Source organism: Enterobacter cloacae complex sp. I3 (genome assembly GCF_014896175.1).
GTDB lineage: Bacteria > Pseudomonadota > Gammaproteobacteria > Enterobacterales > Enterobacteriaceae > Enterobacter > Enterobacter bugandensis.
In genome coordinates, this window is record NZ_JADBQZ010000010.1 from 25974 (window position 1) to 40239 (window position 14266).

Here is a 14266-nt window from a genome sequence, read left to right on the forward strand (position 1 = left end):
CGGCATTAGCTTACAGCGCCTGATGCTTAGTCTCATGCGTCAGCAGCAGCGCAATCAACGTCAGCGCCGCCATGGCCGCCAGATAAACGCCCACGTAGAACAGACCATAATTTGCCTGCAGCCAGGTGGCGATATACGGTGCCACGGACGCACCCAGAATAGACGAGACGTTATAGGAGAACGACGCGCCGGTATAACGCACCTCCGTCGGGAACAGCTCCGGCAGCAGCGCGCCCATCGGGCCGAAGGTCAGCCCCATCAGGCTCAGGCCAATCAGCAGGTACGCCATCACCAGCGCCGGGCTACCTGAACTCAGCAGCGGCGGGAAGACGAACAGAGCAAACAGAATGATCAGCGTGGTGATCGTAATCATGCTCGCACGACGACCAAACTTATCCGCCAGCAGGCCGGCAATCGGTACCATCACGCCAAACCCAATCACCGCCATCATCAGCATCCACAGCACTTCGTTACGCGGCAGGCCCAGCCCAACCGGTGCGGCGGCGGTACTGTAGGTCATGGAGTACACCGTCATGATGTAGAACAGCGTGTAGGTCGCCAGCATGATAAACGTGCCCAGCACGGTCACGCGCACGTGTTTGGTCAGCAGGGTGCCCAGCGGCACTTTTACCTGTTTTTTCGCCGCGGCTACTTTTGCGAACACCGGTGTCTCATGCAGGGAAACACGCACATACAGGCCAATCAGCACCAGCACGGCCGAGAAGACAAACGGAATACGCCAGCCCCAGCTCATGAACTGTTCGTCCGTCAGCAGCCAGGAGAGCAGCAGGAAGGTCCCGTTGGCAAAGAAGAAGCCAATCGGCGCGCCAAGCTGCGGGAATGAACCGTACAGCGCACGTTTACGCGGCGGGGCGTTCTCGGTCGCCAGCAGCGCCGCGCCACCCCATTCACCGCCCAGCCCCAGACCCTGACCAAAACGCGCCAGCGCCAGCAGGACCGGCGCCAGAATGCCGATGGTTTCGTAGGTCGGCAGCAGGCCGATCGCCACGGTGGAGATGCCCATTGTCAGCAGCGAGGCCACCAGGGTGACTTTACGCCCAATACGATCGCCGAAGTGTCCAAACAGCGCGGAGCCAATCGGACGCGCCACAAACGCGATAGCAAAGGTCGCCAGAGACTGTAGCGTCGCCGCCGTCGGGTCTCCCTGCGGGAAGAAAATATGCGGGAAAACGATGACCGCTGCGGTGGCGTAAATGTAAAAGTCGAAGAACTCAATGGCGGTGCCAATCAGCGATGCGACGACAACTTTATTGCGCGAGTTTACCGGGACGTTTTCCGCACCAGAGTCGAGTGTTGTGGCTGTTGATTGCATAATATTTTCTTATTTTTTGTCGAACGAAAGGCCATATTACGCACAGCAAAAGCGACATTTCAATCTGTAACAAAGTCGCTTCCTGATTATAAAATCAACAAAAAGCGGATAATGTTCAGGCCAGCCAAAATGCTTCCATGAAATGCTTCACGTTTTTTAAATATTGGTGGATAAAACTGGTTTTCGGTTAAATAAAAGTTACGGACTGGATTTATATGCTGAAATGATGAGTCGGGCTGAAATATCAGCCCGAGAGCGGAATTAACGGTGTGTTTTTCCGGGCATTCGCGTGTCGCCTTTGTACTCGGCGGTGGCAATCCACGCCGCGCAGAACAGGGTTAAACGCGCGAAGAAGTAGTAGAAACGCCATCAGCCCCAGCACCGAGCCAAATGCCGCGCCGGACGGGGATTTCACCAGTGACGGCAGCGTGTAGGTCATCACGATTTTAATCACTTCAAAGCCGATCGCCGCAATCAATGTGCCGCGGAGCAGCGCCTTCTTACGCGGACGATGCCGAGGCAAGCGCCAGAAAATCCAGAAGAACAGCAGGTAGTTGGCGAAGATAGAAATCGCCAGTCCGATGCCGCGCCAGGCGGGCTTCAGCCATTCGATGTAATCAAGATAGAGCGCAGAAATAATCATCTGCTGCGCGGAGCCCGCCACGGAGGTAATGGAGAGCGTGACGACGAGCGCGATAAGCAGGCCAATCAGCGAAACAAAGTCGCGGAAATATTTAACCCAAATTTTCTCCTGATCCTGCGGTTTACGCTCCCACACCTCGCGCGACTGGGCGCGAATAGCTTCGCGGAGGTTGCCCATCCAGTTAACGCCGGAGTAAAGGGCGATGAGCAAACCGACGATCCCGACGGTGGTGCGCTGCTGAACGGCGGTGTTAATCGTGCTTTTTAGCGTGGTGGCGAGGGTTGGGTCACTGACGTTATTCAGGATCTTATTGAAAATATCCTGCAGCAGCGTTGGATGCGACGCGAGTACAAAACCGGCCGCAGCAAACGACACCATCAGGATGGGGATCATCGACAGGAACGAAAAATAGGTGATCGCGGCACCGAACTGGTTCCCCATGCGGTCATTAAAGCGCTCGGTCGCACGTATAAGATGCGCAACCATGGGAAACTGCTGAATTCTCTCCGCCAGGCTGGTGACGGTGCCCAGCGCCTTGCTGGCGGTACCAGGGGCTTTAGCCTCTTCCGGCTCGGTTTCCATCTTCTTGATGGGTTCATAATCTAAATGTTGGGTGGGTCGTTGCGGGTTATTTTCCGGCGTCACGCGTCTTTTCCTTTTTCGTTTGGCTGGATGTTATTGAATTATAGCTTGCGACTAGTCCACGTAAGCTTTTGTGAGTTCGGTTAGCCACTCCATAAACAGGTGAACCCGGCGAGAGAGATTGCGCCGGTGGGGGTAAATCAGGGAGACAGGCATCGGTTCCGCGCGATACTGCGGGAGGATCTCAATCAGTTTCTTTGCGCGCAGCAGGTCGCGCACCCCAACGCGCGGGGCCTGAATGATCCCCAGCCCGGCAAGGCAGGCGGCCTGGTAAGTTTCCGTGCTGTTGACGGTTAGCACCCCGCCCGTTTTTATCCACTGCGTCGTGCTGCCGTTATAAAATTCAAAGCCCTGAGGGCGGCTTCCCAGCATCGCGGCATAATGAATCACGGCGTGCGAGCCTAAATCGTCCAGCGTGTCAGGGTAGCCAAAACGCGCCAGATAATCCGGGCTGGCGCAGTTGATCACCGACAGCTTGCCCAGCGGACGGGCTATCAGCCCTGAGTCCTTCAGGGAACCCACGCGGACGACGCAATCAAACCCTTCCCGGACCACATCCACCAGACGATCGCTGCTGCTGAGCTCCAGTTCGATACCCGGATACTGCTGTAAAAACGCAGGCAGTTTGGGGATGACGACATTTCGAGCAACGCCAACGGGCATATCCACGCGCAGCCTCCCGCTGATGCTGGAGGGATCATGCTGAAACATACCGTCCAGCTCATCCAGGTTCGCCAGCAGATCTTTTGCCCGTTCGTAATAGACCATGCCGTCCTGCGTCAGGCTGACGCGGCGCGTGGTACGGTGCAGTAGCTGGGTGCCAAGCCGGTTTTCCAGTGCCTGAATTTGTCGGGAAACGCTGCCTTTCGGCAGCGTTAATGTCTCTGCCGCGCGGGAAAAACTCTCCAGTTCCGCGACGCGAACAAACAATTGCATTGCGTGAATTTTATCCATAGATGAAGCTCATTGTTGTTTGCACTGAAACAGTGAAGCGTTATTACCCATCTTTATTGATCTTCTATCACCTAATAAGCTCTTTCTCAATCTCCATAACAGCCAAAACGAGGTTTATGATGACTGAACGTATCGCATTAGTGACGGGTGGTAGCCGCGGCTTAGGTAAAAACGCTGCGTTAAAGCTGGCTGCTGACGGCACGGGAATTATCCTGACCTACAATCGTAGCCAGCAGGAAGCGCTGGAAGTTGTGCGCGAAATTCAGGAAAAAGGCGTCAAGGCGGCAGCATTAAAGCTCAATGTTGGGGATATCGCCAGTTTCGAAAATTTTGCTCAACAGCTTCAGGAGATCCTGAAGAGCGTCTGGCAGCGCAAAACATTTGATTATTTATTGAACAATGCCGGAACGGGTTTATACGCACCCTATACCGAAACGACGGAAGCCCAGTTTGATGAGGCGCTGAACATTCACTTCAAAGGGCCTTTCTTCCTGACGCAGCGCCTGCTGCCTCTGCTTAACGACGGGGGGAGGATCCTCAATGTCTCCAGCGGACTGGCCCGCTTCACCCAGCCAGGCTCAGGAACCTACGCGGCCATGAAAGGGGCGATGGAAGTGCTCACCCGCTATCAGGCGAAGGAGCTTGGAGCGCGCGGTATCTCCGTCAATATTATCGCACCAGGCGCGATCGAAACCGACTTTGGCGGTGGGCGCGTGCGCGACAACGCGCAGCTTAACCAGATGCTGGCGTCGCAGACGGCGCTGGGGCGGGTAGGTTTGCCGGACGATATCGGGAATGCCATTGCGGCGCTGCTTAGCGATAAGCTTGGCTGGATGAACGCGCAACGTATTGAAGTGTCAGGCGGTATGTTCCTGTGATGTCTGATGTTAAGGGGAGGGAACCCCTTAAGGAAATCCTTAATATGGATGTGTCAAAATGCGGGTAAATATAAAAACCACTGGCGGATTTGTAACCTCTCCATTCATTGAGTTTTTTCTTAAATAGCGCCTATGTAGAATCCCCCTTCGCTATTCTCAGAGGGAGAAATACGATGCGAGTAATCATGTTTGACAGGCAGTCGATATTTATTCATGGAGCGATACACGGTTTGCAGAAATTAATTCCTGAAATAAATATAACGGGGGCTTGTCAGGCAGACGATTTATGGACGCAAATATCCGCGTCACCGTCTGCTATCGTCATGATTGACGGCAATTTAATTCAGGATGAGGGGAGTTCTTTCCTGGATGAAATCATGCATCGCTTCCCGTCGGTACGGGTGATGATGGTTCTGGCAAAAAAAGAGACCCGATGGGTTGAACAACTCATGCAGCGAAACGTGATGGCTATTATCCCCCGTAACGCTAACCCTGAGCGGTTTGCCGCCGTGCTGGATTCCGTGTCCAGAGGGATGGTCTGCTTTCCCGCTGAGTGGGTCAGCCAGCAATCGTCAACGCAGGCGTTACTTTCCTTAAGCGAGCGTCAGCGTGAGGTGCTGAAGCTGCTGGCGGCGGGCGAATCAAACAAAGAAATTGGTCGCAATCTCAACATCAGTGCGGCCACGGTAAAAGCGCATCTGGAAGCGCTTTTTCGCCGGCTGGAGGTAAAAAACCGAACCCAGGCAGCCATGTACTACACCCGGGCGACGGCCTGAAGCAGCGCTTTCGGGAGTGAAGACGTCACGCCGAAACTCAGTATCATCAGTACCAGCGCGTCATGCTGCTGCTGGGTTAATGGATGTATACACTTTTCCCGCAGCAGCGTTTCACACAGCTGAATATCTTCATGGAGTAAATATTCCGCCTGAAGAGGCGTGATAAGGCCGTGAAAATTTTCCCGTTCGCGGATCACATGCCCATAGCCGATAACCCATACACCCTTTTCATCACGATATTTCTCCAGTGAAAGCCCTTGATGTTTCTTTATTAATTCTATGGCGGCAGAAGATATATTTAGCGCATGACCGTTCATATTCGTTTCCTCTTAATGGCGATACTGTAGAGGAATCGCGGTACGAGCAATATCCGCCAAATGGCTGTTGATCAGGAATTATTGTTCAGGTATTCCTGCCGTAATAACCCAAATAACCAGTCATTTTGCCAGCGACCGGAAAGGTAATAGCTTTCACGTAGCTCGCCTTCCAGCTGGAAGCGAGCTTTTTCCAGCAGGCGCCTGGAGGCGACGTTTCCCGCGGTGACGGTGGCGGTGAGCCGACGAATACCGCCCTGATGAAAGGCGTGATCGCAAAGCGCCTGCAGGGATTCGAAGCCGTAACCTTTGCCCTGCGCCTCGGGGGCAAAAAGAAAGCCCACTTCGGCGCAATCTTCTTCCCGATGAATATACCCGGTAACGCCCAGCGGGGCCTGTGAGAGGGCATCACGTACGACGAGGCACAGCCAGTGCGCGCTGCCTGGCGTCCAGGGCGTCAGGCGCGAATCAAACGCCTCCCGGATCGCTGCGACGGGGCGGTTCTCCGCCACAAAGCGCATGACTTCGGGGTGTTGCTGCAACGCCAGAAAAAAGGGCCAGTCTTGCTCCTGCAGGGGCGAGCAGTTCAGGCGTGAGGTCATTAAAACTGGCATTAAGATTCTCCTGAAGCATTTTAAATGATTTTAGGGTTGTCACTTTATTTCAACAGAAAGTCAGGTATGGTTAAGCGCGTATAAATAAAAAGAAAAACGGCCGTTAGTGCCCATTCCGGATGTCTTCGCTGTCGCTTAAGGAAAACAATGACTCTCAGCACATCACATCATATCCGCGAACAGTTTGAACACTGTCTGGCGGTCATTCGCCAGGCGTCGGTGGAAATCTTGCTTCTTCTGAATGTACATGTTTCTGAGGGGAAAGATCCACGCTGGTTTCTGGAACAGCTGGACAGCGCGCGTTTAGGGCTCGGGGGATGGGCTACGGTTGCGAAGAAGCTTAACCTGAATGATGCCGAGATGTCGGAATTTACGCTGCAGCTGCGCCTGCTGCAGCAGCGCGTCCCGCAGTACGAAAGCGGGCAGGATGTCAGTGAAAACCAGCTTATTGCGGCGATGCGGTTTGTGACTACGCTGGAACATCTTCGTCTGCAGCAGCCGCTTCTGACCTACAGCACCGAGCTGGCCCCGGGAAGCGAACTCCAGCAACAGCAGGCGCACAAGCAGGTACGCGCAATTGAGTTAATGATTAAAGGCCTCATTCAGCAGGCCTGGCCCGATCAGGTGCGGCTCAATAATCATCTTAAAACCTTATTTAACGCTGACCGCGTACGGCGCTGGCTGAAGCATGGCGAAATCAACGACGTCCTGAGCGGCATGATGTTCAGTGAACTGGCGCAAATGCTGGTGGATAAAAAAGAGTTCAGCCGCTATTACGCCTCGCTGTTTAACGACCCGTCCATGCTGACGCTCCTGGTGGAGCCGCGCAAAACGCTGCAAACCTTCCTCGACGACATCCGGCAAATCCGCAACAGCATTACGGTGCAGAAAACGTTAAGTTCGGCGCAAATTCAGCTGCTGGATAACTACTACATGCAGATCTCCCGTCCGGTTCAACGCGCGTTTGAAGAGGGGAGAACGCGCGTCAACCCGGCCGGATTCATGGCGGTGGATGCCAGCGAGCTGCACGCGTTCTGGGAAAAGGCGCAAAAAATGGATCGGGTTACCGGTGGGGATCTGTTTGAAGTCCGCGACACGATTGAAAAGCCGACCCAGCGCGCCCCGCGCACGCCCGAACAGCGTGAGCAGCTTATCTCCGGTGCGCTATGGGGAGCGGTCGGCGTGATGGTGATTGCCATCGTGGTAGGCGGCTTCTGGCTGGTGACCAGCAGCAAACCGCAGCCTGCGGCCGAAAATACGGCGCAAGCGGCGGCTCCGCCGCAGGAGATGCGCGAAACCCCTTCTTCGCGCGAGACGCTGACGCGCATGGGAGTGACCTGGGACGAGAGTAATTTCCGTTCGGCGATTAACCGCAACGATACCCGCGTGGCGCTGCTCTTTTTGCAGGGTGGGATGGACTGGAAGCTGTCATGGACCGAAGAGGCGATGTCGGCAGGCTATGACGACGTTCTGGAGCTTATGCTGCGCTATCGGCAGAACATGGCAGAAGAGAAGCCGTGTCGTCGTTTTATCAATACGCTCAGCCACGCCATGTCAAACGGCGAGTCCCTGACGTCAATACGTAAAGAGTATCTGAAAGCCTTCTGTACCGTGCCGGCCGTGGTGAAGCGCCAGAAGCACGATCTTGAGATGGCAACGCGACGCGCGCAGTCACAGCCGGATGCCACCACGAAAAAATGGCAGTCTATTCAGACCGCCATTTATGAGGTGATTCGTTAAAGTTTTCACCCTCTCCCCAGAGGGGAGAGGGGCCAGATCGCACCCTTCTCAAGGCTCCCCATACAACCCAATCAACCGTCGCACCACGCCGTTCGTCCAGCCGAAGCCATCCTGTAGCGGATACTCCCCGCCGCCCCCTTCGCGCGGCGTACTGCTGGCGATGTGGTACTTCTCAATCAGCTTGTGGTGCGTCTTGTAGAAGTGGTTCACCGTATGCAGCCAGCTCCAGGCGATTTCATCCCCCAGCGAGTCGTTGCCGTACTGCTTGAACCCCTGGATCGCCATCCACTGCAGCGGCGCCCAGCCGTTGGGTTTATCCCACTGCTCGCCGGTTTCGTATTCGGTTGCCAGAATCCCACCCGGCGTCAGCAGACGCGCTTTTACCGCGTCAGATAAACGTTCTGCCTGCTCGTGCGTCGCCATTCCAACATACAGCGGCACAATGCTGGCGGCAGAAAACAGCGCCATCTGCTCGCGTCGCCAGTCGTAATCGCGGTAACAGCCACTCTCCTCGTCCCACAGATAGCGGTTCACCGCCGCGCGGCGATCGGTGGCCTTCTGGCGGAACAGCTCGGCCGTCTCTTTATCCCCTTTCGACGCCGAGATATTGGCAATCGCGCTCTCCAGCTTAAACAGGAAGGCGTTCAAATCGATGGGGATAAACTGCGTCGTGCGAATGCTGGCGAGCCGTGCCGGATCGCGAAGCCAGCGGGAGGAGTAATCCCAGCCAGACGCTGCACCCGCACGCAGATCGCGATAGACCTCATTCGGCGGACGGCCCGAGTGGCGGGCGGTTTCCACGTCCTCAATCCACGATTCGTCGCGCGGGGTGTCACGGTCGTCCCAGTAGCGGTTCAGCAATGAACCGTCCGGCATGCGCACCGCGCTGCGGTAGGCCTGATTAAGCAGGAGCGACTCCGCGCCGTCCATCCAGAAGGCATGCTCCATTTTGAGATGGTCGAGGTAACGCTTCGCGCCGCGCACGCCGTCCTCTTCAAACAGCTCCACCATCAGGGCAAAGACCGGCGGCTGCGAGCGGCTGAGATAATAGGTGCGGTTGCCGTTAGGGATATGGCCGTAGCGTTCGATCAGCCACGCAAAGTTATCCGCCATGCACTTCAGCAGATCGTTACGGCCACTTTCCGCCAGCCCCAGCATGGAGAAGTACGAATCCCAGTAGTAGGTCTCGCTGAATCGCCCGCCGGGCACGATATAGGCCTGCGGCAGCGCCAGCAGGGACGACCAGGGAATATGGTCCTGCGGTTCGCGCGTCAGGACGGGCCACAGGCTATCAATGTGCTCTTTCAGCGACAGTCCGGGGTCGGAGACATATTCCGTGCTGTAGGTTTCAGGCAGCCAGAAGTGGTTCTCAACGAACTGGCGCAGGTCGAAATCCCGGTGCCGTCTGACCTTACGGTAGCGGATCAGAATATCCAGCGGATCCATCTTCGGCGCGCAGTCGGGGAAGGTTTTGCTGTCCGCAAACAGCCGCGTCGACTGGACGTGTTCGAACAGTTCAAGGTAGCGATCGGCGGGCGTCAGGGCATCTGAGGCGGGTAGCCCCTCGATCATTTCGGGTTCCGGCTCCGCCTCAATCATCTCATCCAGTTTTAACTCGCAGGGATCGGTCTCGTAGCGCAGCTCTTCTGCAATCTCGAATTCGATGTTCTCGGTAGCCTGTAGTTTCTGGTTGAACATGGTGATAGGGACCTCCGGTTATGTGTTCTGAAGACAGGTTTCTCCGGGCGTCCTATAAGCGTAGACATTCGCTTCGGTAGATGTGGAGGGATATGTGCGGTAGATCACTCTTTTCGGAGCATTCGTTTTGCAACGATTTATGTATGTGAATAAAAAAAGCCCCTCCGGAGAGGGGCTTCTGCATTATCGCATGGTGACAAACTCTTCCGCCGCCGTCGGGTGGATCGCCACGGTGTTGTCGAAGTCTTTCTTGGTCGCACCCATCTTCAGCGCCACCGCAAAGCCCTGCAGGATCTCATCCATGCCGAAGCCGATGCCGTGGATACCGACAATCTTCTCTTCCGGGCCCACGCAGACCAGCTTCATGCGGCACGGCTGACGGTGAGAGGTGACGGCGGTATACATCGCGGTGAATGCGGATTTATACACTTTCACCTGGTCGTCGCCGTACTGCTCACGGGCCTGCGGCTCGGTTAAGCCGACGGTGCCGATTGGCGGGTGACTAAAGACCACGGTCGGGATGTTGCTGTAGTCCAGATGCTCGTCCGGCTTGTTGTTGAACAGACGCTCGGAGAGACGACGGCCTGCCGCAACGGCCACCGGCGTCAGCTCAACCGCACCGGTGTTATCACCGACGGCGTAAATGCCCGGTACGCTGGTATTCTGGAACTTATCGACGACGATGTAGCCTTTTTCGTCGGTTTTCACGCCGGTCACCGCCAGGTTAAAGCTGTCGTTCGCCGGTTCACGGCCAATCGCCCAGATCAGGCAATCAACGGTCTGGCTGCGGCCATCTTCCAGCTCAAGGGTCAGGCTGCCGTCCGTGTTTTTAACGACCGCTTTTGGCACGGCGTTGGTGTGCAGGGTTGGGCCTTCGGTGTTCATCACTTCAACCAGCGTATCGACGATCAGCGGGTCAAAGCTGCGCAGCGGTGCGTGTTTACGCACGAACAGGTGCGCTTCTGCACCCAGGCCGTTAATCACGCCAGCCAGCTCAACCGCGATGTAGCCCGCGCCCACCACGGCAACGCGCTCAGGCAAGGCAGGCAGCTCGAAGAAGCCGTCGGAGTCGATACCGTATTCCGCGCCCGGAATATTCGGGTGGCTCGGACGGCCGCCGGTGGCGATCAGGATATGATCGGCGGTGATCGTCTCGCCGTTCACTTCGATCGTTTTCGCGTCCACAAAGCGGGCGAAGCCGTGAATCACGTCGACGTTATTTTTGCCCAGCACGTTGTCGTACGAGGTGTGAATGCGGTCGATGTAGGCGGTACGGCTTGCGATCAGCTTGTCCCAGTCGAAATTGTTGATGGTGGTGTCAAAGCCGTAGTCCGGACCGTACATATGGATCGCTTCACGGATTTGCGCCGCGTGCCACATCACCTTTTTCGGTACACAACCCACGTTCACGCAGGTGCCGCCCAGCGCTTTGGCTTCAATCAGTGCACATTTCTGGCCGTACATGGCCGCGCGGTTGATGGAGGCGATGCCGCCGCTGCCGCCGCCGATTGCGATGTAGTCATAATGCTTAGTCATAGCTTTTGTCCTTAATCGTGAATTGCCGCGATTGTATACCTGAAATCAATAGTTTCCACCGATGGCTGCAATTACTCCGGCACGATCCAGCTGACGGTGGCGTGGCCCGTTCCGGCTGGCACCAGCGTTTTGTGCAGCCACGGCAGCACGTTGTTCATCTGCGCTTCGAGCTTCCACGGCGGGTTAATGACGATCATGCCGGAAGCGGTCATGCCGCGCTGGTCGCTGTCCGGGCGTACCGCCAGCTCAATCTGCAGGATTTTACGAATGCCGGTCGCCTCAAGGTCTTTGATCATGCGCTTGATCTGAGCGCGCAGCACCACCGGGTACCACAGGGCATAGGTTCCGGTCGCAAAACGTTTGTAGCCTTCGTGAATGCCGGTCACCACCGCCTGATAGTCGGTTTTGATTTCGTACGGTGGGTCGATCAGCACCAGGCCGCGACGGGAAACCGGCGGCAGCTTGGCTTTCAGTTGCTGGTAGCCGTCGGCTTTGTCGACGCGGGCGCGGTTATCTTTCTGAAACTCCGAACGCAGCAGCGGAAAGTCGCTCGGGTGCAGTTCGGTCAGCTGGAGGCTGTCCTGCTCGCGCAGCAGCTGGCGGGCAATCAGCGGTGAGCCAGGGTAGTAGCGCAGCTGGCCGTTGCGGTTGAAGTGATTCACCACGCCAATGTACGGCTCCAGCTCGGCAGGCAGGTCGTCCTGCTGCCAGATGCGGGCGATCCCTTCCAGATATTCGCCGGTACGCTCGGCATGCTCGCCGCTCAGCTGATAACGGCCCGCGCCCGCATGGGTGTCCAGATAGAGAAACGGCTTCTCTTTCTCTTTAAGCGATTCAATGATCAGGCTCTGAACGGTGTGTTTGAGGACGTCGGCATGGTTGCCAGCGTGGAAGCTGTGGCGATAACTGAGCATGGGTAATGGTATTCCGCTGAATTGACGATTTGCCACAGTTTACAGCAGAACGGCACAGATTACCCGCAGGCCCGGTAAGCGCAGCTATTGAAATCCTCTACACTTAACCCCATTACTGAAAACAATATGCACAGCGCCGGATGCGCGCTTCATTCACCTATTTCAACAGGACAGCGTTTATGACCAATCCATTACTGACGCCTTTTTCGTTGCCACCGTTTTCTAAAATCCTCCCTGAGCATGTGGTTCCAGCCGTTACCCAGTCGCTGGACAACTGCCGCGCGGCGGTAGAAAGCGTGGTTGCGCAGGGCGCGCCGTACACCTGGGAGAATCTGTGTCAGCCGCTGGCCGAAGTGGACGACGTGCTGGGGCGTATCTTCTCTCCGGTAAGCCACCTGAACTCGGTGAAAAACAGCCCGGAACTGCGTGAAGCTTACGAGCAAACCCTGCCGCTGCTCTCTGAGTACAGCACCTGGGTCGGCCAGCACGAAGGGCTGTACAAAGCCTACCGCGACCTGCGCGACGGCGACCATTATGCCGAACTGAATACGGCGCAGAAAAAATCGGTTGATAACGCCCTGCGTGATTTCGAACTGTCCGGTATCGGTCTGCCAAAAGAGAAGCAGGTTCGCTACGGTGAAATCGCTGCGCGCCTGTCCGAACTGGGTAACCAGTACAGCAACAACGTCCTTGACGCCACCATGGGCTGGACGAAGCTGATTACCGACGAAGCAGAGCTGGCGGGTATGCCGGAAAGCGCCCTGGCGGCGGCTAAAGCCCAGGCCGAAGCGAAAGAGCAGGAAGGCTTCCTGTTAACGCTGGATATCCCGAGCTATCTGCCGGTGATGACCTACTGCGACAACCAGGCCTTGCGTGAAGAGATGTACCGCGCCTACAGTACCCGTGCCTCCGATCAGGGGCCAAACGCGGGTAAATGGGACAACAGTCCGGTGATGGCAGAAATCCTCGCCCTGCGTCACGAGCTGGCCCAGCTGCTGGGCTTCGACAGCTACGCGGATAAATCCCTCGCTACCAAAATGGCCGAAAACCCGCAGCAGGTGCTCGACTTCCTGACCGATCTGGCGAAACGCGCCCGTCCGCAGGGTGAAAAAGAGCTGGCCCAGCTGCGCGCCTTCGCGAAAGCGGAGTTTGGCGTGGACGAGCTGCAGCCGTGGGATATCGCGTACTACAGCGAAAAACAGAAGCAGCACCTCTACAGCATCAGCGACGAGCAGCTGCGCCCGTACTTCCCGGAAAACAAAGCCGTCAACGGCCTGTTTGAAGTGGTGAAACGCATTTACGGCATTACCGCTAAAGAGCGTACTGATATTGACGTCTGGCATCCGGACGTGCGCTTCTTCGAACTGTATGACGAGAAAAACGAACTGCGCGGCAGCTTCTACCTCGATCTCTACGCGCGTGAGAACAAGCGCGGCGGGGCGTGGATGGACGACTGCGTGGGCCAGATGCGTAAAGCAGACGGTTCCCTGCAAAAACCGGTCGCCTATCTGACCTGTAACTTCAACCGTCCGGTAAGCGGCAAGCCTGCGCTGTTCACCCACGACGAAGTGATCACCCTGTTCCACGAGTTCGGTCACGGCCTGCACCACATGCTGACCCGCATCGAAACCGCCGGCGTTGCCGGTATCAGCGGGGTGCCATGGGATGCGGTCGAGCTGCCAAGCCAGTTTATGGAAAACTGGTGCTGGGAGCCGGACGCGCTGGCGTTTATTTCCGGCCACTATGAGACCGGCGAACCGCTGCCGAAAGAGCTGCTGGATAAAATGCTGGCGGCGAAAAACTACCAGGCGGCGATGTTCATTCTGCGTCAACTGGAGTTCGGCCTGTTCGATTTCCGCCTGCACGCCGAGTTCAGCCCGGAGCAGGGGGCGAAAATCCTCGAAACGCTGGCCGAGATTAAAAAGCAGGTTGCCGTTATTCCAGGGCCAACCTGGGGCCGATTCCCGCACGCGTTCAGCCACATTTTCGCGGGCGGCTACGCGGCGGGCTATTACAGCTACCTGTGGGCCGACGTGCTGGCGGCGGATGCCTTCTCTCGCTTCGAGGAAGAGGGGATCTTCAACCGCGAAACCGGCCAGTCGTTCCTTGACAACATCCTGACCCGCGGCGGTTCTGAAGAGCCAATGGTGCTGTTCAAACGCTTCCGTGGCCGCGAGCCGCAGCTGGATGCGATGCTTGAGCATTACGGGATCAAAGGCTGATT

Annotated in this window: 11 protein-coding genes and 1 pseudogene; 4 read left to right on the forward strand and 8 right to left on the reverse strand. The window is 56.5% G+C overall.

From position 1 onward, the window contains the following. Window positions 1–10: 10 nt before the first annotated feature. The 3 genes and pseudogenes from IM271_RS09395 to IM271_RS09405 form a co-directional block, all read right to left on the reverse strand. A complete protein-coding gene (locus tag IM271_RS09395; protein ID WP_028014749.1) occupies window positions 11–1333 on the reverse strand; it encodes an MFS transporter in 1323 nt (440 codons plus the stop codon). Window positions 1334–1594: 261 nt separating this feature from the next. Further along, window positions 1595–2621, reverse strand: a pseudogene (gene yhjD / locus IM271_RS09400) (inner membrane protein YhjD). Between the two features lie 51 nt (window positions 2622–2672). After that, entirely contained in the window at window positions 2673–3572 is a 900-nt protein-coding gene (locus tag IM271_RS09405) for a LysR family transcriptional regulator (RefSeq protein ID WP_028014747.1), read from the reverse strand. A gap of 119 nt (window positions 3573–3691) precedes the next feature. Between IM271_RS09405 and IM271_RS09410 the strand changes: the two genes are divergently transcribed. Both IM271_RS09410 and IM271_RS09415 read left to right on the forward strand, forming a co-directional pair. After that, window positions 3692–4450, forward strand: a complete 759-nt coding sequence (locus IM271_RS09410) for an SDR family NAD(P)-dependent oxidoreductase (RefSeq protein ID WP_193052530.1) — start codon at window positions 3692–3694, stop codon at window positions 4448–4450. A 173-nt stretch (window positions 4451–4623) separates the two neighbouring features. Continuing rightward, a complete protein-coding gene (locus tag IM271_RS09415) occupies window positions 4624–5226 on the forward strand; it encodes a response regulator transcription factor (protein WP_192987427.1) in 603 nt (200 codons plus the stop codon). On the opposite strand, the gene IM271_RS09420 is transcribed toward IM271_RS09415, so the two are convergent. After that, a complete protein-coding gene (locus IM271_RS09420) occupies window positions 5205–5543 on the reverse strand; it encodes a lysozyme (protein WP_028014744.1) in 339 nt (112 codons plus the stop codon). The genes IM271_RS09415 and IM271_RS09420 overlap by 22 nt on opposite strands. Window positions 5544–5614: 71 nt before the next feature. After that, complete coding sequence (locus tag IM271_RS09425; RefSeq protein WP_193052495.1) at window positions 5615–6154, reverse strand: GNAT family N-acetyltransferase; 540 nt, start codon at window positions 6152–6154, stop codon at window positions 5615–5617. Window positions 6155–6301: 147 nt separating this feature from the next. Between IM271_RS09425 and IM271_RS09430 the strand changes: the two genes are divergently transcribed. Next, window positions 6302–7894 (forward strand): STY4199 family HEPN domain-containing protein, encoded by a 1593-nt coding sequence (locus IM271_RS09430; RefSeq protein WP_041911859.1) that lies wholly within the window; start codon window positions 6302–6304, stop codon window positions 7892–7894. Between the two features lie 48 nt (window positions 7895–7942). On the opposite strand, the gene IM271_RS09435 is transcribed toward IM271_RS09430, so the two are convergent. From IM271_RS09435 to IM271_RS09445, 3 genes are all read right to left on the reverse strand, one after another. Further along, window positions 7943–9592: an alpha,alpha-trehalase gene (locus IM271_RS09435; RefSeq protein WP_028014741.1), complete on the reverse strand. Its 1650-nt coding sequence runs from the start codon at window positions 9590–9592 to the stop codon at window positions 7943–7945. A gap of 183 nt (window positions 9593–9775) precedes the next feature. Next, window positions 9776–11128 carry a glutathione-disulfide reductase gene (gorA, locus tag IM271_RS09440; protein WP_049000476.1) on the reverse strand — a complete coding sequence of 451 codons (1353 nt, stop codon included), beginning with the start codon at window positions 11126–11128 and terminating at the stop codon, window positions 9776–9778. A gap of 71 nt (window positions 11129–11199) precedes the next feature. Beyond that, a complete protein-coding gene (locus tag IM271_RS09445; RefSeq protein ID WP_048960796.1) occupies window positions 11200–12042 on the reverse strand; it encodes a 23S rRNA (adenine(2030)-N(6))-methyltransferase RlmJ in 843 nt (280 codons plus the stop codon). A 179-nt stretch (window positions 12043–12221) separates the two neighbouring features. Here IM271_RS09445 and prlC point away from each other — a divergent pair, with 179 nt between their 5' ends. Then, window positions 12222–14264 (forward strand): oligopeptidase A, encoded by a 2043-nt coding sequence (gene prlC / locus IM271_RS09450; RefSeq protein ID WP_047367223.1) that lies wholly within the window; start codon window positions 12222–12224, stop codon window positions 14262–14264. The last annotated feature ends 2 nt before the right edge of the window (window positions 14265–14266 follow it).

What these genes read in the sequence shown, in the direction of transcription:
- IM271_RS09395 (WP_028014749.1), bottom strand. Translation starts at nt 1,333, where the DNA reads ATGCAATCAACAGCCACAACACTCGACTCTGGTGCGGAAAACGTCCCG.
- IM271_RS09405 (WP_028014747.1), bottom strand. Translation starts at nt 3,572, where the DNA reads ATGGATAAAATTCACGCAATGCAATTGTTTGTTCGCGTCGCGGAACTG.
- IM271_RS09410 (WP_193052530.1), top strand. Translation starts at nt 3,692, where the DNA reads ATGACTGAACGTATCGCATTAGTGACGGGTGGTAGCCGCGGCTTAGGT.
- IM271_RS09415 (WP_192987427.1), top strand. Translation starts at nt 4,624, where the DNA reads ATGCGAGTAATCATGTTTGACAGGCAGTCGATATTTATTCATGGAGCG.
- IM271_RS09420 (WP_028014744.1), bottom strand. Translation starts at nt 5,543, where the DNA reads ATGAACGGTCATGCGCTAAATATATCTTCTGCCGCCATAGAATTAATA.
- IM271_RS09425 (WP_193052495.1), bottom strand. Translation starts at nt 6,154, where the DNA reads ATGCCAGTTTTAATGACCTCACGCCTGAACTGCTCGCCCCTGCAGGAG.
- IM271_RS09430 (WP_041911859.1), top strand. Translation starts at nt 6,302, where the DNA reads ATGACTCTCAGCACATCACATCATATCCGCGAACAGTTTGAACACTGT.
- IM271_RS09435 (WP_028014741.1), bottom strand. Translation starts at nt 9,592, where the DNA reads ATGTTCAACCAGAAACTACAGGCTACCGAGAACATCGAATTCGAGATT.
- gorA (WP_049000476.1), bottom strand. Translation starts at nt 11,128, where the DNA reads ATGACTAAGCATTATGACTACATCGCAATCGGCGGCGGCAGCGGCGGC.
- IM271_RS09445 (WP_048960796.1), bottom strand. Translation starts at nt 12,042, where the DNA reads ATGCTCAGTTATCGCCACAGCTTCCACGCTGGCAACCATGCCGACGTC.
- prlC (WP_047367223.1), top strand. Translation starts at nt 12,222, where the DNA reads ATGACCAATCCATTACTGACGCCTTTTTCGTTGCCACCGTTTTCTAAA.